The following is a 19413-nucleotide window of genomic DNA, read 5'->3' as shown; positions in this document are numbered from 1 at the left end:
GGAACTTGCGTGTTTCGGCAATCTCATTGACAAGAGGCACTGTGAGAGCCGTTTCTTGATCGGGTGGAGACGTTGCCGATGAGCGGAAGACGAGGCGGTTGTGACTGACAGGCAGGCGACACTCGCGGCGCGTGCGGGCGCTCTGCGCATGACGGTGCAGGAACGCATCCTCACCACGAGTATCGCCGGCGGCGAGGACAGCGGGCTGAAGCTGTTCGCGGCCGGGATCTCGGCGATCAACTCGCGTCTGGGCGAGTTGGAGCGGGCGACCCGCTCGGTGGTGTACAACCTCCAGGCACGGTTGCTGTTCGACCCGCTGCGCCGGGAGCGTGAACTCGACCAGCGCATGGCCGCGCGGGGGATCCAGGGGCACCTGCTGGTCTCGGACCGCTACAACGCACGGAGCATGTCGCTGATCGCCGCCTGTCACCCCGACGCCCGAATCGGTCCGGTCGAGGTGTCCGGCCTGGTGGTCGACGAGCGGTTGGCGTTGTTTCCGGGCCCGCTGAGCCCGCAGGGATTGCCGACGGCATGGCTGTGCCACCATCCGGACCTGGTGACGGAGCTCTGCGACCTGTGGGCCGAGATGAATCGTGACGCGACGCCCATCCTCGACACGCCGGGCCTGGTTCGGCTCAACGAACGGCAGTTGACCATCGTCAACCTCCTCTCGCAGGGCTACAAGGACGCCGCGATCGCGCGACTGCTGGGCGTGTCCGCGCGCACCGTCACCGGCGACATCAGCCGGATCCTGGACGCACTCGCTGTCGGCACGCGCTGGGAGGCCGGTCTGCTCATCGGGCAGGTGTCGATGCCCTGCTGATCCCGGGCAGGTACGGCCGGCGGCGCAGCGTCGCGTACGCCATCGTGGTGAGCGTGACGATGTCGAACACCGGCACGCCGAGCCGCGCCTGGATCCGGTGGGCGAACGGCACCAGGTCGGTGCACTCGATCACCAGCGCGCCCAGGTCGGGGTGGGCGCGGGCCAGCGCGTCGACCCGGGCGTCCACCTCGGCGGCCAGCCGGTCCACGTCGAGCGCGTCCCGCCGCCCCTGGAGCATCACCTCGCGGAACTCCGGCTGCCCGGCCATGCCGGTGACCGCGACTGGCACGTCCGCCGCGCCGACCGCCGCCAGGTGCCGCGGCGTCAGCGCCGCCTCGTCGGCGACCAGCAGCCCGACGGTACGCCCGACCATCCGGTGCACCATCGGCAACTGCACCAGGCTCGACGACCACAGCGGCACGTCCACCGCGGCGGCCAGCTCGGCCTGGAACAGCACCAGGAACCCGCACGCCCCGGTGATGCCGGCCACGCCGGCGGCCTGGAGGTCCCGGGCCGCGTCGACGAACGGCGTCAGCAGCGTCGGGTCGGCGTCGTGGACCAGCCGCTGCGGCGTGGCGCCCTCCACCACCCGGTAGCGCACCGGGAAGTCGAACGTGGCCGGGTTGCGGATGTGCCCGGGGATCTTGTCGAAGCTGGTGTCGAGGCAGAGCACGCCGATCTCCGGCCGGTCGCCCATCAGATCCCCCTCCGGAAGCGGTCCAGCGCGAACGTCCGCGCCGGCAGGGTCGGCTCGGCGCCGGTGACGAGCTGGGCGAGCAGCTCACCACCGGCCGGGGCCAGCCCCATCCCGATGTGCCCGTGGCCGGTGGCCACGCTGACGTTGTCGTAGTCGCCGGCGCGGCCGATCAGCGGGAGGCTGTCCGGGGTGCACGGGCGCAGCCCGCTCCACACGTCCAGCCGCCGGCCGGTGTCCAGCGCCGGCAGGTAACGCCGGGCGGTACGCAGGATGCCGTCCACCCGGCGCGGCGAGATCGAGGCGTCCAGCCCGGACAGCTCCAGCGTGCCGCCGACGCGTACCCGGTCACCCAGCGGCATCACCGCGACCTTGCCCTCGCTGAGCAGCACCGGCCGGGTGGGCGTGCCCGGCCCGGCCGGGAGCGTGACGGTGTAGCCCTTGGCCGGTTGCAGCGTCAGCCCGACGCCGAGCATCCGGGCGCACGCCGTCGACCACACCCCGGCGGCCACCACCACCTCGCTCGGGCGCAGGTCGCCCCGGGCGGTCCGCACCGTCCGCACCCGACGGCCGGTCGTCTCGAAGCCGCGTACCTCGGCGCGGGTGACGATCTCCACGCCGCGTGCCCGCAGCGCCTCGGCGAGACCGACCAGGAACGCCGGGATGCGCAGCGCCGCGCCCTCCTCGTTGAGCAGCGCGCCGGCCACCGCGAAGTCGACGCCCGGCTCCAGCCGGGCCAGCTCCGCCCGGCCCAGGTCGCGCAGCGGCACCCCGCGGGCGGTCGCCGCGCGGATCGTGCGGCGCGCCTGCGCGTACCCCTGCTCGGTGTGGCAGGCCAGGATCATGCCGCGTTCGGTGAGCGTGCCGGCCAGCTCGTCCTCGGCGCACATTCCGCGCAGCAGCGCCAGGCTGCGTTGCTTGAGCGCGAGCAGCGTCTCGAAGCCGGCGCGGGCGTGCCGCTCGGTGCAGTGCCGGCGGAACTGCCACAGCCAGGCCAGCAGCGCGCCGTCCAGCCGGGGTCGGACCGAGAACGGGCTCTCCGGGCTGAACAGCCAGCGGATGCCCTTGGCCGGTACCCCCGGCTCGGCCAGCGGCGCCGAGCCCTGGGTGCCGACGAAGCCGGTGTTCCCCGCCGAGCAGGCCGCCGCGTCCCCGATCTCGCCCCGGTCGACAACGGTCACGGTGTGGCCGGCGCGGCGCAGGAACCAGGCGCAGCACAGGCCGACCATGCCCGCGCCGATGACCAGGACGTCGGGGTCGGCGCGGGCGGGCGTCGTCATCGTCGCCGCCGGTCAGATCGTCACGACGAAGAAGCAGGTGGGCAGGTTGACCACGACCCGTTCCCAGATCTCGGCGCGCAACGCCACCCCCGGCTCGGCGAACGTGCCCGGCGGCGGCTCGGCGAACCCGATCGTGGACCGGCCGGCGTCGAACAGCAACGCGCCGTGGCCGAAGTCGCCGACGATCGCGGTGCCCGGGTCGACCAGTCGGGTACGCACGATGAAGACGCCGTTCTCCTCCACGTCCCGCATCAGCGTGCCGCTGCCGAGCAGCCGGTAGTAGTCGGCCGGGTTGATGATCAGCCCGTCGGCGGTGCTGCCCATCTGCTCGACCTCGTTGCACGCGGACAGGATGGTCGAGGCGAACGGCGCCGGGTCGGTGAGCCGGCCCAGGTCCGGCATGGCCAGCAGCCCGCCCTCGCCGCGCAGGATGGTGTGGTTCTCGGCGGTGGCCAGCCGCACCACCAGCCGGTAGTCGATGAACTGGGCGAAACTGGCCGGGTCCTCCCACAGCGTGTCCGGCACCTGCACCCACGCGGTGGTGGTGAGCAGCGGCGGAATGGGGGAGCGGTGGAAGTGGTTGGCCGCCTCCCGGCGCAGGTCCGCGCCGTCGACCGCCGGGTCGTCCGGTCGGGGTGGGCTCTCGTGCCAGTAGAAGTCCTGCGGGTCCCGGGACAGGTCCACCACCTTCAGCATGTTCCGGGACGGGTAGCGGGGCTTGCGCCGGGAACTGGTCAGCGAGTCGGTGATCGTCACGTCGTAGTCGACGCTGGTGTCGAAGCCGTCCTTGGCGAACGCCTCGACGAACATCGCGCCGGGCGACATCTGGGTCTTCCGCTCGGCGACCACCTCGGCGATCGTCCGCTTCACGGTTTCGGTCCGCTGCTGCATGTGTCGCCCCTTCCTCAGGCCGGCCTGCGGGCGACGAACATGCCCCAGCCGAACTCGCCCCGGTCGATCGCCGCCTGGATCTCGTCGCACGACTCGGCGAAGCCGAGGATCCAGGTCCGCGCCGCCTCGTCCGCCGTGCCGTCCGCCCGCTCCCGGGCGGTGCGGCCCAGCACCTGGTACGTCTGCCGGATGTGCCCGTCCAGGCTGCGGGCCACCACGTCCACGAACCCGGCCTCGGCCAGCGCCTCGCGGTAGCCGTCCAGCGAGTACCCGCCGTTCCAGCGCACCCGGTCGTAGACGTGCCGGCGGGCCGCCTCGCCGATCCGCTCGGTCGGCTGGAGGAAGTCGGAGACCGCCAGCACCCCGCCCGGCGCGAGCACCCGGAACATCTCGGCGTGGCTGCGCGGCTTCTCCGGCACCAGGAACAGCGCGTCCTGGCTGACCACGTGCGTGAACGTGCCGTCGGCGTACGGCATGGCGGTGGCCGAGCCGTGCCGGAACCGGACGTCCAGCCCGGCGCCCCGCTCGGCGCGCCGCTGCTCGGCGAAGCGCACCCGCTCGACGCTCAGGTCCAGCCCCTCGCCCCGGCAGCCGGTGCGCCCGGCCAGCCGCAGCAGGAAGTTGCCGCAGCCGCACCCGACGTCGAGCACGTTCGAGGACGCGTCGATGCCGGCGTCGTCGGCGAGGATGTCCGAGGTCCGGTCCGCCGCCGCGTGGTAGTCGGTGTCGTCGTCGCCGGCGAAGTAGCCGGTGTGCAGCACGCCCTCGCTGTCCCAGAAACTGAGGTACGTCTGCGTGGTCTGGTCGAAGAACTCGGAGACGTCCCGCTCGGTGAACTGGCTGGTCGTCGACATGGGCACTCCCTCGTGCGGCGGTCGGGTGGATCAGGCGTAGGTGTCCTTGCGGACGCCGGTCAGGTGGGGCAGGTCGGGGCCGGTGGCGGCGGCGCCGCCGTCGATCAGGTGCACGCCGGCGGTCACGTACGACGCCCGCTCGCTGGCCAGGAACGCGGCCATCGCGGCCACCTCCTCGGGGTGGGCCAGCCGGCCGAGCGCGCTGTGGTGACCCATCGCGGCCAGCCGTGCCTCCACGTCCCCGTCCGCGCCGGCCAGCCGCGCCGCCGCGCGTTCCATCGGCGGGGTACGCACACTGCCGGGCGCGAGCACGTTCACGGTGATGCCGTCGCGCCCCACGTCGACGGCGAGCCCCTGCGCGAAGCGGACCAGCGCCGCCCGGGTCACCCCGGACAGCACCAGCGGGCCGATCGGCACGCAGGCGGTCTCGGAGGCGACCAGCAGCAGCCGGCCCCAGCCGGCGGCGCGCATGTGCGGCAGCGCGGCCGTCGACACCGCGACCGCGGGCAGCAGCACCCGCTCGACGGCGGCCCGGTAGTCCTCGACGCCGAACCCGGCGGCGGTGCCGACCGGCGGGCTGCCGCCGCTGACCAGCAGCACGTGCGTCCCGCCCAGGTCGGCGGCGACGTCGTCGACCCAGCGGGCGGCGGCGGCCGTGTCGGTGAGGTCCACGGCGGTCGCGCTGACCCGTCCGGTGGCCACCGACGCCAGTTCCCGTTCGGCCGCCGCCAGGCGTGCCGGGTCCCGACCGCAGACCGCCACGTGCGCGCCCTCGGCGGCGAACTCCTTCGCGCAGGCCAACCCGATGCCGCTGGTGCCGCCGGCGACCAGCGCCACCCGACCCTTGAGCCCCAGATCCACGTCCGTCACCTCTCCGTCTCGCCGACGCGGGCCGCCGCGCCGGGATGCGTCCGGGCCGTCCCGCCGGGCCGGTAGCCGTAGCGGGTGGACAGCGGCCAGGCCAGCGCCGCCACGGCCAGCCGTTGCCGGCCGGTCAGCGTCCGCCGCCACCCGTCGTCGGTGTCCCGGATGACCGTCGGGCCGGTCCGGAACCGGTCCGGGTTGCCGGTGACGGTGTGGTTGCCGCGCAGCTCCACGGTCCGGTCGTGGACCGGGTTGCCGGCCGGGTCGGCGCCGACCAGCCGCAGCAGCGCGTCGACCGTGCCCGCCGGGTCGGCGGCGAAGTCCTCGTACCGCAGCAGCATCGACCGGCCGGGGTACCGGCGGTTGATCGCCGCCGAGGCCAGGTTGAACCCGTGCCAGTACGCGGTGCTGCGCGCCGCCGACATGGCGTAGACGTACTCCTTCGGCTCCCGCCACGAGTGCGCCACCGCGCGCGGGTCGCGGACCAGGTGCAGCCAGTACGGTTCGACGCCGGGCACGTGCGGCAGCAGGGCCGACTCGCCCGGGATCTTGGTGCTGTCCACGATCACGCGGGCCCCGGTCCGCGCGGCCACCTCCCGGTAGACCGCGCCGAGCAGGTCGGCGTGCGCGCGGGTGTCCGCGTCGGACGCGCCCCGGCGCAGCACCCGCCAGGTGTGCCGGGTCCGCAGCCGGGCGCGTTGCCGCCGGATCACCTCGGCGGCGTGCGCGTCGGCCGACACGCCGGCCGGGCGGCCGACCGGCAGCACCGCCGACCACAGCGGGCAGGCGGTCAGCGCCTCGCCGCAGCCGCAGCGGTCGTTGACGCCGCGCCCGGTCGAGTTCTTCCACAGGAAGTGCAGTTCGCCGACGTGCGCCACGCCGGGCACCTCGCCGAGGACGTTGCCGATGATGGTGCTGCCGTTGCGGCACCAGCCGGTGACGCTGAGCACGGTCACGGGAGCGCTCACGTGCGTACCTCCATCGGGGTTTCCGTGACCGCGGGCCGGCCGATGCGCAGGGCCATCGCGGCGGCCACCGCCGCGCCGGCCGCGCCGGCGACGAACACCGCCGGGTAGCCGAACCCGGCGGCGACCAGCCCGGTCGCCGGCCCCCACACCGCCAGACCGAGGTCCCAGAACGACGTGTACGCGCCGATTGCCGCGCCCTGCCGCGCCGGATCGGTGCGGTTCATCACCATCAGGGCCAGCGACGGGTGCAGCAGCGAGAACCCGACGCCCATCACCACGCTGCCGACCACCGCCACCGCAAGGTTCGGGGCGACCGCGATGACCAGCAGGCCGACCGCCTCGCCCACCCCGCACCAGGTGGCCACCCGTCGGGGGCCGAGCCGGTCGGGCAGGTGCCCGATGACCAGGCGGGTGCCGGCGTAGACGGCGCTGAAGCAGCTCAGCACCACCACGCCGTGTCCGATGCCGCGGGCGTCCAGGTGCAGCACCACGAACGCGGCCAGGCCGGCGTACCCGGCGGCGCCGAACGTCAGCGCCACGCCGGGCAGCAACGCGGGACGCAGCAGCAGGCCCCCGCCCTTGGCCGCCGGCACGGTACGCGGCGGCGCCGGCACCAGTGCGACGAGCACGGCGCCGGCCGCCGGCGCGGCGGCACTGAGCACCCACACCGCCGAATAGCCGGCCTGCTGCACGGTCGCGCCGAGGAACGTGCCGGCGGAGATGCCGCCCCACATGCTCACCCCGTACAGGCCGATGAGCTGGCCGCGCCGGTGGTGCGGGGCGAGCTGGACGATCCACACCGCCCCGGCGGTGAACAGCGCCGCCTCGCCGGCGCCGAGCAGCAGCCGGACCGCCACCAACGCCGGCACGCCCAGCGGCGCCAGGTAGAGCAGCCCGCCGGCGGCCACCACGAGCGCGCCGGTCAGCATCACCGTGCGGTGGCCGTACCGGTCGGCGAGCGCACCGGCGACCGGACGGACCAGCAGCGCGGTCACCGCGGTCACCGTGACCACCACGCCGACGGTGAGGTCGCCGGCGCCGTGCCGCTCGCGCAGGAAGCCGGGCAGCACCGGGATGACCGCGGTCAACCCCAGGTAGCCGGCGAAGAGCCCGCCGAGCAGCCCGACCAGCGCCCGCCGGGGCAGCGGCTTCTCCTCGATGCCGGCGTCGGTCAGCGGCGCGCCGGTCACGGCCGGGCCAGCACGGTCTCGCGGGCGGCGGCCACCTTGCGGACCGCGCGGATCAGGTCGTCGCAGTCGTCCGGGGTGAGGTTCGACGACAGCGGCACGTCGACGGTCTCGGTGAGCAGTCGCGCGGTGCGCGGCAGCGTCGCCCGGATCTGTCCCGGGTCCGCGGTGTCGTAGAGGAAGCGCCAGTTCCAGAACGCGCGGACGTTCAGGTCGTCGTCCGCGCCGATGTTGCGCGCGTCGATCCCCTCGGCCCGCAGCGCCCGGGCGAACCAGCCGGCGTCGCCGCCGGGCACGCGGAACACGAACGCCTCCCCGAGGTACGCCCCGGGCGCGACCGGCCGCCGCGCCGCGATGCCGGGCAGGTCGGCCAGGGCCTGCGAGACGTGCGCGTAGTTGCGGTGGAACAGGGTCAGTCGCTGCGGCAGCCGGGTCAGCTCGGCGCGCAGCAGGGCCGCCCGGATCTCGTCCATCCGGAGGCTGAGCAGCGGCAGGTCCAGGCCGGTGAGCGGCGGTTCACCGTCCGGGAAGTGCCGGCGCAGCCGCCCCTCGTACGCCCCGGACAGCGCGACCGCCCGGGCGAACAGCGCGCTGTCGTCGGTGATCAGGAAGCCGCCCTCGCCGCAGTTGAGCGCCTTGTCGGACTGGGTGCTGAACGCGCCGGCGGCGCCGAACGTGCCGAGCTTGCGGCCGTTGAGCTCGGCGCCGAGCGCCGGCACGGCGTCCTCGATGAGCGGCACGCCCATCTCGGCGGCGAAGGCAGCCAGGGCCTCGACGTCGGCGGCGAAGCCACGCATGTGGACGACCATGATGGCCCGGATGTCCGGTCGCCAGCGGCGGCGCAGGTCGTCGAGGTCCATCCGCAGGTCGTCGTCGACCTCCACCAGGAATGGCCGGCACCCGGCCAGCACAATGGCGCTCGGAGTGGCGACGAAAGTGAATCCGGGACAGGCGACCAATGACCCGGCCGGCACCCCGGCGCCCATCAGGGCGAGGGCAAGTGCGGCAGTGCCGCTGGAAACGGCGAGGGCGTGCCGGGTGCCGAAATAACGGCACAGTTCGTCCTCGAACCGCCCGCATTCGGTTTCTTTCTGCGCGCGATGGTCGTATCGGAAGTAGAGATGGCTGCGAATGGCCCGAATTGCGGCGTCCTCGTCGTCGGGGTGCACGAATACCGCGCCCTTGTCGTAGGTGGGCCACGGCGTGTCCCGCACCGGCCGACCGCCGTGCAGTGCGAGCGGTTCTTCCAGCTCAGCGCTGTGCGAGGCCGGCCTGGGCCGGCTCGCCGCGGGAGCGTCGTTGTTCCCGTTCACCGGCGGACTCCTCGAGGCGAGCGGTGGATTTCCTATTCCCTCGATAGGATTTACCGAGCGCGCGCCGGGCAGGGTCGCCCGGCGGAATCTCGCGTCCGGCGCGATCCCGTCGAGGGGTGGGAAAAGCCACCAGATCCGACATTGGCGTTAGGTGGATCCAGTGACCATCATGATTGCCCCCGGACTGGCAGCCGTCAACATGCGATTGGGAATGTGCACAAGAGTTGCTGACAGTGACAGTGGACAATAAGGAATAGTTCCTGGTGGGCGCTCGCCGGCACCGCCTGTACCGCCTGTACCGCCCGCCCCGGAGGCGATCGTGTCCGGCGTGGACCAGCAGGGTGCCCGCCGGTCGCTGCTCTCGTGTCACCCAGGGTGAGGGCGGCGGTGGGGGTGGTGTTCCGCCGCGGCGCCCCTTTGCTCTGCACCCACGGACGCATCGGTGACCGAACGCTACCGCTGCGCCCGTGGCTGCAGAGCAAAGGGGCGAGGGGTGGATCCCGACCACCGAGTGCGCCGGAGGATGTCCCCTGGTCAGCGCGATGCGTCGCGAGACGACACACGGTGCGCGTTCAGTCCCTGATCACGTTGAGTAATTTTGCGGGCAGGCACAGAATCTCACTGAATGTAATCGCCTGAGGGTCGCGGTTTCTCGGCACCGGCTCCCGGCTCCCGGCGCCACGGCGCCACGGCACCGCGGCGTCCCTGGGCGTGGCCCTGCCCCGGTTCGCCCGGGACGGCCGGCCGGTCGCGTTCCTCGTCCCGTGGGCGGTAGCCGTCGTCGCGATCTCCGGCTCCAACCTCTGGACGGCGTTCCGTGATCCGGGACGCGGAGCGCGCCGGGCAGGTCACTCCGCCGGCGCTACCACCTCGATGACGTCGGCCGGCGCGCGGCGCGGGGCCGGCGGCAGGTCGGCGTCCGGTCCCCAGCCGACGCGCACCACCAGGTAGGGCTCGCCGATGCCGGCGAGCAGGTCACGCGTCATCCGGCGCGGCCAGGCCAGCTCGATCGCGTCGCTGAGCGGCGCGCTGGCCAGGCCCTCGGCGGTGGCGGTGAGCAGCAGCGCCGACAGCGCCTCGCCGCCGCGCAGCCAGGCCGCCGGGTCGTCGCGCTCACCGAACAGGATCAGGTACGCCGCGCCCCGGTCGAAGTCCGCGCCGGCGGTCAGCCCGGCCGCCCCACCGGGAGCGTGGTCACGCAGCGGCACCCGCCGTGGTGCGGGCCGGACCGCGGTGGCGGTGGGCACGCCGTCGCCGCTGCCCGCCGGGCGGTTGGTCCAGCGGCGCAACTCCTCCCGGTACGCCGGGTCGGCCAGCTCGGCGTCGGCGGCGCGGCCGGTGGAGACCGCCAGCATCGGCATCTGGTCCGGGCGGACCACGTGCAGGTGCGCACCCTCGGCCTCGACCGCGTCCCCGAGCCGGGCCAACACCGGTTCGGGGACCGGGCGGTCGCCGTAGGCGCGTCGGTCGGTGCGGCGGCGCGGGATCGCGTCGACCAGCCGGCCGGCCGGCACGTCCAGGGCGGTCGGGCCGGTGGTGCGCAGCCGGGCGAGCAGCGTCGGGTCGGCCCGGTCCGGCAGCCGCTCGACGTCGACCGTCCAGCCGGCGGCGGTGAGCGAGACGCGGGCGTGGTGCAGCGCCGCGCCGCAGCTCAGGACCAGCAGTCGACCGTCCGGGTCGGTGTGCGTGAGCTGCCGGTCCGGGTCCGTGCGCAGCTCCAGCGCGTCCGCGGTGACCCGCCAGCGCCAGGGCTGGGTGTTGAACACCGAGGGAGCGTGCAGGGACTGCCGGGCCGCCGCCTCCAGCACCCGTACCGTCGGGTTCTGTTCGGTACGCGTCGATGACCGGTCCATGGCGGCGCCTCCTCGTTGCTCGTCCCCTTCCGAGGTTGCCGGCCGCCGTACCCCCGGGACAGGGCCGGAGGGCCCGACCGGCCGGGACCGTGCGTCCCGAGTGTTGACAGGGGGCCCCTGCTCTGCCGGAGGCGTTAGGCGGGGGCCCCTCCTTGCGCGGGTGGGACAGCGAGGGCGATGGTCAGGTCGAGGATGGTGGCGGGGTCGTGCAGGCGGTCGCCGAACAGGTCGCGGAGCTTGCCCATCCGGTAGCGGACGGTCTGCGGGTGCACGAACAGGTCCGCCGCCACGTCGTCGCGCCGCCCCTGGTGCAGCAGCCAGGACCGCAGCGTCTCGGCGAGCCGGTGCGCGGTGGCCGGGGGAAGCGCGGCGAGCGGCGCGAGGGCCTGGGTGCGCAGGTCGGCAAGCGCTTCCGGGTCCATGCTGAGCAGCAACGCGGAAAGGTGACACTCGGTGTCGACCGGCCCGGCGTCCGGCTCGCCGAGGCCGAGCGTGAGCGCCCGGGTGGCCCGCTGGTAGGACGCGGCGACCCGGTGCCAGGGGCGGGCCGGGCCGAGCACCGCCCGGTGCCCGTGCAGCAGCCGGACGAGTTGCCGGCGTCGTCCGCCGTGCGCGTCCGGCACCAGCAGCACCGCCATTTCCTCGGCCGGGTTCATGCCGGGCAGGTCCTCGCCGCTCTCCAACGTCTGCGGGCCGAGCAGGGCGAGCACCGCGCGCAGGTGCCGGCGGGGCAGCAGCACCACGGTCAGCGTCTGGGGCGGCGGCCAGTCGGCCCGTTCCGCGCTGCGCCGCAGCGACTCCTCCGGCTCCCCGGCGAGCAACTGCTGGGTGAGCCGTTCCAGGTCGCGGCGGCGGACCCGGCCGGCGCTGGCCAGCTCGTCGGCGTGCCCGGCCACGCTGGCCGCGGACAGCTCGTCGATGTACGCGAACATCAACTCGGCGAACTCGGCCACCGTCTCGGCGGCCAGCCCGCTGCGGACCGTGGTGGTGGAGACCTCCCGCCAGGCCACCCGGGCACCCACCCGGTACGCGGCCAGCAGCGCGTCCATGCTCCGCCCGGCGCGCGCCTCGCCACTGCCCAGCGCGTACGCTGCCTCCAGCGCGGGGGCCAGGGGAGTGCTCGGGTCGAACGCCTGGGTACCCTCGATGAGCTGGAGGAACGTGTCGAGCGCGATGCGTACCGCGTTCTCGATCTTCTCGCGCATGGTGCCGGTGAGCGCGCCGGAGTAGTCCGTCACCTCGGCGGTGATCGCGGTGACGGTGCGCGCGGCGACCATGGGCAGTTGGTCACGCAACATCGTCGCCATCCCGGCGTCGAGATCGAGATGGGCGGCCCGCGTCCCGGTCCCGGTCTCCTGCGTCATGTTGTTCCCTTCGAACAAAAACCTGTGACCTTTTCACCTTTGCCGGTCAAGATGTTATGCGATTCCGCGGCCACGCTGGTCATATGACCACAACTGCGCCCCGCCGCTCCCAGAAGGCATCCTTCCGGGACAGGCTGCTGCGGCTGGCCGGCACGGTCACCACCCCGCTGCTGCCGGGCGACTACCTCGACATGATCGCGCCGCTGCGCGCGGGCGCCCCGCTGCGCGGCCGGATCGTCGCGGTCCGCCCGGAGACCCGCGACGCGGCGACGCTGGTGATCCAGCCGGGTCGCGGCTGGCACGGCCACCTGCCGGGGCAGTACGTGCGCCTCGGCGTGGACGTCGACGGCGTACGCCAGTGGCGCGCGTACTCGGTCACCTCGGTGCCGGGCGCGGCGGACGGCCGGATCAGCGTGACGGTCAAGGCGATCCCGGACGGCAAGGTCAGCAACCACCTGGTCCGCCGGATCCGGCCCGGCACGATCGTCCAGCTCGACCAGGCGCAGGGCGACTTCACGCTGCCCACCGCGACGCCCGAGCGGGTGCTGTTCCTCACCGCCGGCAGCGGCATCACCCCGGTCATGGGGATGCTGCGGGCCGGGCTCACCGAACGGGCCGACGTGGTGCTGGTGCACTCGGCGCCCACCCGCAACGACGTCATCTTCGGCGCGGAGCTGCGGGCGCTGGCCGACCGGGGCGCGGTGCGGCTGGTCGAGCGACACACCGCCACCTCCGGCCTGCTCGACGTGGCCGAGCTGGACCACCTCGTACCCGACCACGCCCAGCGGCACACCTGGGCGTGCGGCCCGATCGGCATGCTCGACGCCGTCGAGGGGTACTGGATGTCGAACGGCGTCATCGAACGTCTGCACACCGAGCGGTTCCGTCCTACGGTGATTACGCCGGGCGACGGCGGCACGGTGACCTTCACCGGGGCGGGGGTGACCGTCGAGGCCGACGGCGCCACCACCCTGCTCGACGCGGGGGAGAACGCGGGGGTGCTCATGCCCTCGGGCTGCCGGATGGGGATCTGCTACGGCTGTGTCGTGCCGCTGCGGCAGGGCGCGGTACGCGACCTGCGCAACGGCGACGTCACCACGGCCGTGCCGGGAGACGGCGTGCGGATCCAGACCTGCGTGTCGGCGGCAGCCGGTACCTGCGACATCGAACTCTGACAGGGAGCCACCGACGTGACCGTGATCCAGAAGAAGGCCGACAACCCGATCGCCCACCTGAGCGCCGAGGACATCGAGATCATCGGCAAGGAACTGGACGCGATCCGGGACCGGGTCATCGCCGACCGGGGGGAGCGGGACGCCCGCTACATCCGCAAGGTGATCAAGACCCAGCGGACGCTGGAGATCAGTAGTCGCGCGGTGCTGCTGTTCTCGCTGTTCCCGCCGGCCTGGATCGTCGGCACGGCCGGCCTCACCGTCGCCAAGATCCTCGACAACATGGAGATCGGGCACAACGTCCTGCACGGCCAGTGGGACTGGATGCGCGACCCGAAGATCCACTCGACCACCTGGGACTGGGACCACGTCTCCCCCGCCGACCAGTGGAAGCAGTCGCACAACGAACTGCACCACCGCTACACCAACGTCGTCGGCAAGGACAACGACCTCGGGTACGGCATCATGCGCGTGGACGAGGACCAGCCGTGGCACCCGATGCACCTGGGCCAGCCGGTGTGGAACCTGCTCAACGCCGCCTTCTTCGAGTACGGCATCGCCGCGTACGACATGGAGCTGGGCGACCACCTCAAGCAGAAGCGGCTCAAGGAGCCGGCGTTCCGGGCCAAGGCGAAGGCGGTCGGCCGCAAGATCCGCAAGCAGGTGCTCAAGGACTACGTGGTGCACCCGCTGCTCTCCGGCCCGTCGTTCCTGTCCACGCTCGCCGCCACGTTCACCGCGAACCTGATCCGCAACGTGTGGAGCCACTCGGTGATCATGTGCGGGCACTTCCCGAACGGCGTGGAGACGTTCGAGAAGACCTCCATCGAGGGCGAGACGCGGGGCGAGTGGTACCTGCGGCAGATGCTCGGCTCGGCCAACATCAGCGGTCCCCGCCTGCTGCACATCATGACCGGGAACCTGTCGTTCCAGATCGAACACCACCTCTTCCCGGACCTGCCGAGCAACCGCTACCAGGAGATCGCCCCGCAGGTGCGGGCGCTGTTCGACAGGTACGGCCTGCGGTACACCACCGGCCCGCTGCCCAAGCAGGTCGCCTCCGCCTGGTGGAAGGTGATCCGCCTGTCGCTGCCCAACCGGCGCGACCGCCGGCAGCCGGTCGCCCCGGGCCCGCTGGTCCCCTCCGGCGCGGCCTGACCGACCGGTGCACGGCGGGTGAATTCCTGCCCGCCGGCACCTGCACAACCGGTGTCCGCCCAGCTCAGCGCGTTTTCCTTGGGCGTCGGGACGATCGCCGGCCCCCGTACACTCGCGCCGTCGAGCTGAGGGGGTGTGGTCGTTGATGCCGTACGACGCCGCGACGCCGCCGGCCGCCGGCCGGCGGGTGGTGATGCTTGTCGACAACGCGGTCGAGGGCGACTCGCGGGTGCAGAAGGCCGCCCGGTCCGCCGCCGACGCCGGCTGGGACGTCACGCTGCTCGGCTGCGCCCGGGTCGACGCCGAGCGTCGCTGGCGACTCGGCGCCGCCGAGGTACGCGTGCTGCCGCTCGACGCCCCCCGCGACAGCCGACCGGCCGTCGGTGACCCGGGCGACGGCGTACCCGGTCCGCGCGACGACCGGCCTCGGCCGGTGGGCGGGATGTCCGGTCTGCGGCGACGGCTGGTGGCCCGGGGCGGTCTGCCGCTGCGCGCCGCCCGGCTGGCCCGCCGGCCGGTGGAGCACGCCCAGGTCCGCTACTGGCAGGCCCGGCTCGGCGACCGGGCCTGGCGTCGGCTGGAGCCGGGCCTGTGGGACTACGAGCGGGTCGCCGGCCCGGTCGTCGACGCGCTGCGCCCGGACCTGATCCACGCGCACGACTTCCGGATGCTCGGCGTGGCCGCCCGCGCGGTCGACCGGGCCCGGGACCGGGGCCGCGCGGTGAAGCTGGTCTGGGACGCCCACGAGTGGCTGCCCGGCGCCCGGCCCCGCCGCGACAACGCCCGCTGGCTGCCCGCCCACCTCGGCTACGTCCGCGAGTACGTCGGCCACGCCGACGCGGTCGTCACCGTCTCCGACACGCTCGCCGACCTGCTGGTCCGCGACCACGCCCTGCCCGAACGCCCCACCGTCGTGCTCAACGCGCCGGTCACCGACGCCGAACCGGTCTCCGCCGCCGAACCGGTCGTGGCCGCCGAACCGGTCACCGGGGCCGGGTCCGTCCCGGTCGACGCGGGCGAGGCGGACGACCGGGACGCACCCGACCTCCGGGCCCGCTGCGGGCTGACCGCCGGCACCCCGCTGCTGGTCTACAGCGGGGCGATGGCCGTCCAGCGCGGCGTGGACACCGTGGTCGAGGCGCTGCCCCGGCTGCCCGGCGTACACCTGGCCCTGGTCGTCGCCGACCCGGCCGCCGGCTACGTCCGGCAGGCCGTGGCGGGTGCCGCCCGGCGCGGCGTGGCCGACCGGGTGCACGTGCTGCCGTACGTGCCGCACCGGCAGCTCGTCGCGTTCCTCGCCGCCGCCGACGTCGGGCTCATCCCGCTGCACCACTGGCCCAACCACGAGATCGCGCTGATCACCAAGTTCTTCGAGTACGCGCACGCGCGGCTGCCGATCGTGGTGAGCGACGTCCGCACCATGGCCGACACGGTCCGGGCCACCGGCCAGGGTGAGGTGTTCCGTGCCCGCGACGCCGCCGACCTGGCCCGTGCCGTAAGGACGGTGCTCGCCGACCCGCCCCGCTACCGCGCCGCCTACGACGGCCCGGACTCGCCGCTGTCCACCTGGACCTGGGAGGCCCAGGCCGACCGCCTCACCACCCTCTACCACCACCTACTAACCCCCACCCCCACCCCCACCCCCACCCCGCTGCCCTGAGCGCGCTGATTCACGGAAAGCGTGGCCATCCGGCCGCTGACAGCCACGCTTTCCGTGAATCAGCGCGAGGCGAGGGGTGGGTGTGGGGTAGCGTGGACGGCATGCAGGGTTGGCGATCTCTCACCGCCGCGGCCGCGCGAGCTTCCCGCTCGCCGGTTGCCGCCGCCTGACCTGCCCCACCCCACGCCGGCGACCGGAGACGGTCCGCCGGCGTCGTCGTGTGTCACGGCCACCGTCGGGTGGGCCGTCCGGTCGCCCGTACCCGGAAGGCACCCGCCATGACACCCGACGAGATCATCCGTACCTTCGTCGAGCACTACCATCGCCTCGACCACTCCGACGCGCCGGAGAGTTCCCTGGTGCCGCCGCCCGGCGACCCGGTGCTGTTCACCACCTCCGGCATGCACCCGCTCACGCCGTACCTGCTGGGGCGCCCGCACCCCGGCGGACGCCGCCTGGTCAACGTGCAGCGGTGCCTGCGCACCACCGACCTGGACGAGGTGGGCGACCGGACCCACCTGACCGTGTTCCAGATGCTCGGCTCCTGGTCGCTCGGCGACTACGACATCGCGACCAGCCTGCGCTGGGGCTTCGACCTGCTCACCGACGGCTACGGCATCGCGCCGGGAAAGCTGCACGCGACGGTCTTCGGCGGCGACGAGCACGGGCTCGGGCCGGACGAGACGGCGCGGGACACCTGGACCGCGCTCGGTGTGCCGGTGGAGGCGCTCGGCGCGGACAACTGGTGGTCCAACGGCCCGACCGGCCCGTGCGGCCCGGACTCGGAGATCTTCGTGTGGACCGGTGACGGCCCGCCCACCGGCACCCCGAGCGGCGACGACCGCTGGGTGGAGGTGTGGAACCACGTGCAGATGCGACACCACCGGCACCCCGACGGCCGGCTCACGCCGCTGCCGGTGTCCAGCATCGACACCGGCATGGGCCTGGAACGGCTGGAGATGGTGCTGCGCGGCGACCGGTCCGTGTTCACCGGCGACGGGCTGCGCCCGTGGGTGGGCGCGGTCCGCGACCGGTGGGGCCTGCGCGGCGCGGACCTGCGCGTGGTCGCCGACCACCTGCGGTCCGCGGTGGTCGTGCTGGGCGACGGGGTACGCCCGGGCAACACCGGCCGCGGGTACGTGCTGCGGCGGCTGCTGCGCCGCGCGTTGACCGTGCTGTGGCGCGACGACCCGACGCGGAGCCTGGACGAGCTGCCGCTGACCGGATACGACGACACGCTGCGTCGGTTCCGCCAGCCGGTCCAGCCCGGCCCGCTGCGGGCGGTGCTGCGCGACGAGGAGCGCCGGTTCCGGGGGCTGCTGCGGCGCGGCCGGCCGCTGGTGGCGCGGGTCCGGGCGCGCGGCCCGTTGACCGAACCCGACTACCACTGGCTGCACGACACCCACGGGCTGCCCCGCGACCTGGTCGACGCGCTGCTCGCCGACGCCGGCTGAGCGGTTGGCCGCCCGGCCCGACCGGTGCCAGACTCGGTGCAGACATCGCCGCGAGGGAAGAGGCCCCATGACCGGGTACGACGTGCGGCCGGACGAGGAGTCGGTGCCGCTGCTCGGCGCCGAGGTGCGCATCGCCGACCCGGCCGGGCTGCTGGCCGCCGCCCAGAACGGGCCGGTGGAACTGCTGGCCGGGACCGACTTCCCCGCCCCGGTGCGGGAGGTCCGCTGCACCGTGCGCGCCGACCCCGTCGACGGGCGGCCGGTGCACCGCTTCGAGGCGTACCTGCGGGTGGAGGCCGCCCCGGCCGGCCTGCTCGCCCTCGGCCTGGCCGGCCCGGTCGGCCTGCTGCTCGCCGAGCGGCTCGCCGCCCGCGCCGTCGACGGCCCGGCCGCCGCGGTGGGCCGGGCCGCCGCGGAGGCGACCCGCCGCCTGGGGCTGCGACCGGCCGGCACCGCGCTGGCCACGCCGCCGCGCGACCCGGCCGGCCGGGCCGTGCTGCGCGCCGCCGAGGAAGCCGGCGTGCGTCCCCGCGTCGAGCAGGACAACGGCACGGTACGCATCCGCGTCGACGTGCCCAGCGCCGAGGTGGGACCGGAACACCTGCGCGTGGTGCTCGGCGTGCTGCTCCAGGCCGTCCGTGAACTGACCGGGGACACCCTGGAGCCGACGGTGCTGCGCGGGCGGACGTACCGGGTGGGGCGGCGACCGGTGGCCGCGCCGCGCGGCGCGACGGTGGCCGCGCCGCGCAGCGAGACGGTGACGCTCGACCAGGTCGGCGGCCTGGCCGAGGTGGTCGCCCGGTTCCGCGAGGTGGCGGTGTCGTTCCGGCACCCGGCGGCGATGGCCCGCTGGGGCGCGCGCCGGCCGCAGGGCATCCTGATGTACGGCCCGCCGGGCACCGGCAAGACCATGCTGGCCCGGGCGCTCGCCAACGAGGTCGGCGCGGACTTCGTGGAGATCCGCACGCCGGAGATCCTGGACAAGTACCTCGGCGGCTCCGAGCGCAACATCAAGCGCATCTTCCGCGACGCCCGCCGCTACCGCCGGCCCACCGTGATGCTCTTCGACGAGTTCGACTCGATCATCAGCTACGCGGGCGCCGGCGGCGACGCGGCCAGCCAGGCGGTCAACGCCGTCGCCGGCATCTTCAAGCAGGAGATGAACACGCTGTTCGAGGAGAACCCGGACGTCATCGTGGTGGCCACCACCAACTTCCCGCAGCGCGTCGACGCCTCGTTGATCCGCTCCGGCCGCTTCGACCTGAAGATCGCCATTCCGGCGCCGGACGACACCGGCCGCGCGGAGATCCTCACCAAGATGATCCGCGAGTTGATCGACCGGCACGAGCGGCCCGGCTTCCGGATGTTCGCCGACGACCTCGACCCGGCCGCGCTGGCCGCCGACACGGCCGGGCTCACCGGCGCGGACCTGCGCGAGGTGCTGCGTCGGGTGCAACTCGCCAAGGCGCTGCGGGAGGCCGCGGAGGGTGCGCCGCCGGCCCCGATCGGCCAGGACGACCTGCGGGAGGCCGTCGCCGGGCTGCGCCGCGGCTGACCGTGGCCCCGCTTCCGACCGGCCGTCGCGGGACCAGGACCGGGCGCGCCGCCACGGCGGGATCCGGTGGTGTCCGGGTCCCGCCGTGGTGGGTGTGGTGGTCAGATGCCGTAGATGAATTGGGTGTCGACGGGGCCGCCGCTGTTGGTGTTGCGGAGGTAGACGGTGTTGTTGGTGGGGCGGCGGACGCCGGGGGTGGTGTTGGTGTTGGTGTTCCATTGGCCGGGTACGGCGATGTCGCCGGAGGGGCCGTGTCCGAAGATGAATTCGTGGTCGGTGGTGTTGGTGGCGGTGGTGGTGCCGTTGGTGAGGTACCAGGTGGA

General features: G+C 73.9%; 17 protein-coding genes. 6 read left to right on the top strand and 11 right to left on the bottom strand.

Annotated features, from left to right (window positions below):
* The first annotated feature begins 100 nt into the window (after nucleotides 1-100).
* A complete protein-coding gene (locus ACLQ2W_RS30480; RefSeq protein WP_425790884.1) occupies nucleotides 101-823 on the top strand; it encodes a LuxR C-terminal-related transcriptional regulator in 723 nt (240 codons plus the stop codon).
* Here the strand turns inward: ACLQ2W_RS30480 and ACLQ2W_RS30475 are convergent.
* The 10 genes from ACLQ2W_RS30475 to ACLQ2W_RS30430 form a co-directional block, all read right to left on the bottom strand.
* Nucleotides 795-1520, bottom strand: coding sequence for an aspartate/glutamate racemase family protein (locus tag ACLQ2W_RS30475; protein WP_425790882.1), 726 nt, complete (start codon nucleotides 1518-1520; stop codon nucleotides 795-797). The two genes, ACLQ2W_RS30480 and ACLQ2W_RS30475, sit on opposite strands and share 29 nt — an antisense overlap.
* Nucleotides 1520-2797, bottom strand: coding sequence for an NAD(P)/FAD-dependent oxidoreductase (locus ACLQ2W_RS30470; RefSeq protein WP_425790880.1), 1278 nt, complete (start codon nucleotides 2795-2797; stop codon nucleotides 1520-1522). Before ACLQ2W_RS30470 ends, ACLQ2W_RS30475 begins: the two co-directional genes overlap by 1 nt.
* A 12-nt stretch (nucleotides 2798-2809) precedes the next feature.
* Nucleotides 2810-3688 carry a family 3 encapsulin nanocompartment shell protein gene (locus ACLQ2W_RS30465; RefSeq protein ID WP_425790878.1) on the bottom strand — a complete coding sequence of 293 codons (879 nt, stop codon included), beginning with the start codon at nucleotides 3686-3688 and terminating at the stop codon, nucleotides 2810-2812.
* Nucleotides 3689-3702: 14 nt separating this feature from the next.
* Nucleotides 3703-4542 (bottom strand): SAM-dependent methyltransferase, encoded by an 840-nt coding sequence (locus tag ACLQ2W_RS30460; protein ID WP_425790877.1) that lies wholly within the window; start codon nucleotides 4540-4542, stop codon nucleotides 3703-3705.
* Nucleotides 4543-4572: 30 nt separating this feature from the next.
* Nucleotides 4573-5403: an SDR family oxidoreductase gene (locus ACLQ2W_RS30455; protein WP_405093864.1), complete on the bottom strand. Its 831-nt coding sequence runs from the start codon at nucleotides 5401-5403 to the stop codon at nucleotides 4573-4575.
* A gap of 5 nt (nucleotides 5404-5408) precedes the next feature.
* Nucleotides 5409-6374, bottom strand: coding sequence for a sulfotransferase (locus tag ACLQ2W_RS30450; protein ID WP_425790875.1), 966 nt, complete (start codon nucleotides 6372-6374; stop codon nucleotides 5409-5411).
* Nucleotides 6371-7564, bottom strand: a complete 1194-nt coding sequence (locus tag ACLQ2W_RS30445; protein WP_425790873.1) for an MFS transporter — start codon at nucleotides 7562-7564, stop codon at nucleotides 6371-6373. Before ACLQ2W_RS30445 ends, ACLQ2W_RS30450 begins: the two co-directional genes overlap by 4 nt.
* Nucleotides 7561-8874: a DegT/DnrJ/EryC1/StrS family aminotransferase gene (locus tag ACLQ2W_RS30440; protein ID WP_425790871.1), complete on the bottom strand. Its 1314-nt coding sequence runs from the start codon at nucleotides 8872-8874 to the stop codon at nucleotides 7561-7563. The genes ACLQ2W_RS30445 and ACLQ2W_RS30440 overlap by 4 nt, the downstream gene beginning before the upstream one ends.
* An 848-nt stretch (nucleotides 8875-9722) precedes the next feature.
* Nucleotides 9723-10727 carry an Acg family FMN-binding oxidoreductase gene (locus tag ACLQ2W_RS30435; RefSeq protein WP_425790869.1) on the bottom strand — a complete coding sequence of 335 codons (1005 nt, stop codon included), beginning with the start codon at nucleotides 10725-10727 and terminating at the stop codon, nucleotides 9723-9725.
* 134 nt (nucleotides 10728-10861) lie between these two features.
* Nucleotides 10862-12091 carry a PucR family transcriptional regulator gene (locus tag ACLQ2W_RS30430; protein ID WP_425790867.1) on the bottom strand — a complete coding sequence of 410 codons (1230 nt, stop codon included), beginning with the start codon at nucleotides 12089-12091 and terminating at the stop codon, nucleotides 10862-10864.
* Between the two features lie 83 nt (nucleotides 12092-12174).
* On the opposite strand from ACLQ2W_RS30430, the gene ACLQ2W_RS30425 reads away from it, so the two are divergent.
* The 5 genes from ACLQ2W_RS30425 (at nucleotide 12175) to ACLQ2W_RS30405 (ending at nucleotide 19090) form a co-directional block, all read left to right on the top strand.
* Nucleotides 12175-13266, top strand: coding sequence for a ferredoxin reductase (locus ACLQ2W_RS30425; RefSeq protein ID WP_425790865.1), 1092 nt, complete (start codon nucleotides 12175-12177; stop codon nucleotides 13264-13266).
* 15 nt (nucleotides 13267-13281) lie between these two features.
* The gene (locus ACLQ2W_RS30420; protein ID WP_425790863.1) at nucleotides 13282-14421 is read left to right on the top strand and encodes a fatty acid desaturase family protein; all 1140 of its coding nucleotides are present in this window, start codon (nucleotides 13282-13284) and stop codon (nucleotides 14419-14421) included.
* 145 nt (nucleotides 14422-14566) lie between these two features.
* Nucleotides 14567-16081, top strand: coding sequence for a glycosyltransferase (locus ACLQ2W_RS30415; protein ID WP_425790861.1), 1515 nt, complete (start codon nucleotides 14567-14569; stop codon nucleotides 16079-16081).
* A 278-nt stretch (nucleotides 16082-16359) separates the two neighbouring features.
* On the top strand, nucleotides 16360-17535 hold the full coding sequence (locus ACLQ2W_RS30410) for an alanine--tRNA ligase-related protein (protein WP_425790859.1): 1176 nt from the start codon (nucleotides 16360-16362) through the stop codon (nucleotides 17533-17535).
* A 67-nt stretch (nucleotides 17536-17602) separates the two neighbouring features.
* Nucleotides 17603-19090, top strand: coding sequence for an ATP-binding protein (locus ACLQ2W_RS30405; protein ID WP_425790858.1), 1488 nt, complete (start codon nucleotides 17603-17605; stop codon nucleotides 19088-19090).
* Nucleotides 19091-19191: 101 nt separating this feature from the next.
* On the opposite strand, the gene ACLQ2W_RS30400 is transcribed toward ACLQ2W_RS30405, so the two are convergent.
* Nucleotides 19192-19413 (bottom strand): hypothetical protein (locus ACLQ2W_RS30400; RefSeq protein ID WP_425790856.1); only part of this gene is annotated, 222 nt, incomplete at its 5' end.

The sequence above is a fragment of the Micromonospora sp. DT227 genome (assembly GCF_049841835.1).
GTDB lineage: Bacteria > Actinomycetota > Actinomycetes > Mycobacteriales > Micromonosporaceae > Micromonospora.
This window is presented reverse-complemented; position numbering and strand designations above follow the sequence as displayed.

Bases quoted from the DNA above. Each gene is read 5' to 3' on its own strand.
- ACLQ2W_RS30475 (WP_425790882.1), bottom strand. From the start codon at position 1,520: ATGGGCGACCGGCCGGAGATCGGCGTGCTCTGCCTCGACACCAGCTTC.
- ACLQ2W_RS30470 (WP_425790880.1), bottom strand. From the start codon at position 2,797: ATGACGACGCCCGCCCGCGCCGACCCCGACGTCCTGGTCATCGGCGCG.
- ACLQ2W_RS30465 (WP_425790878.1), bottom strand. From the start codon at position 3,688: ATGCAGCAGCGGACCGAAACCGTGAAGCGGACGATCGCCGAGGTGGTC.
- ACLQ2W_RS30460 (WP_425790877.1), bottom strand. From the start codon at position 4,542: ATGTCGACGACCAGCCAGTTCACCGAGCGGGACGTCTCCGAGTTCTTC.
- ACLQ2W_RS30435 (WP_425790869.1), bottom strand. From the start codon at position 10,727: ATGGACCGGTCATCGACGCGTACCGAACAGAACCCGACGGTACGGGTG.
- ACLQ2W_RS30430 (WP_425790867.1), bottom strand. From the start codon at position 12,091: ATGACGCAGGAGACCGGGACCGGGACGCGGGCCGCCCATCTCGATCTC.
- ACLQ2W_RS30425 (WP_425790865.1), top strand. From the start codon at position 12,175: ATGACCACAACTGCGCCCCGCCGCTCCCAGAAGGCATCCTTCCGGGAC.
- ACLQ2W_RS30415 (WP_425790861.1), top strand. From the start codon at position 14,567: ATGCCGTACGACGCCGCGACGCCGCCGGCCGCCGGCCGGCGGGTGGTG.
- ACLQ2W_RS30410 (WP_425790859.1), top strand. From the start codon at position 16,360: ATGACACCCGACGAGATCATCCGTACCTTCGTCGAGCACTACCATCGC.
- ACLQ2W_RS30405 (WP_425790858.1), top strand. From the start codon at position 17,603: ATGACCGGGTACGACGTGCGGCCGGACGAGGAGTCGGTGCCGCTGCTC.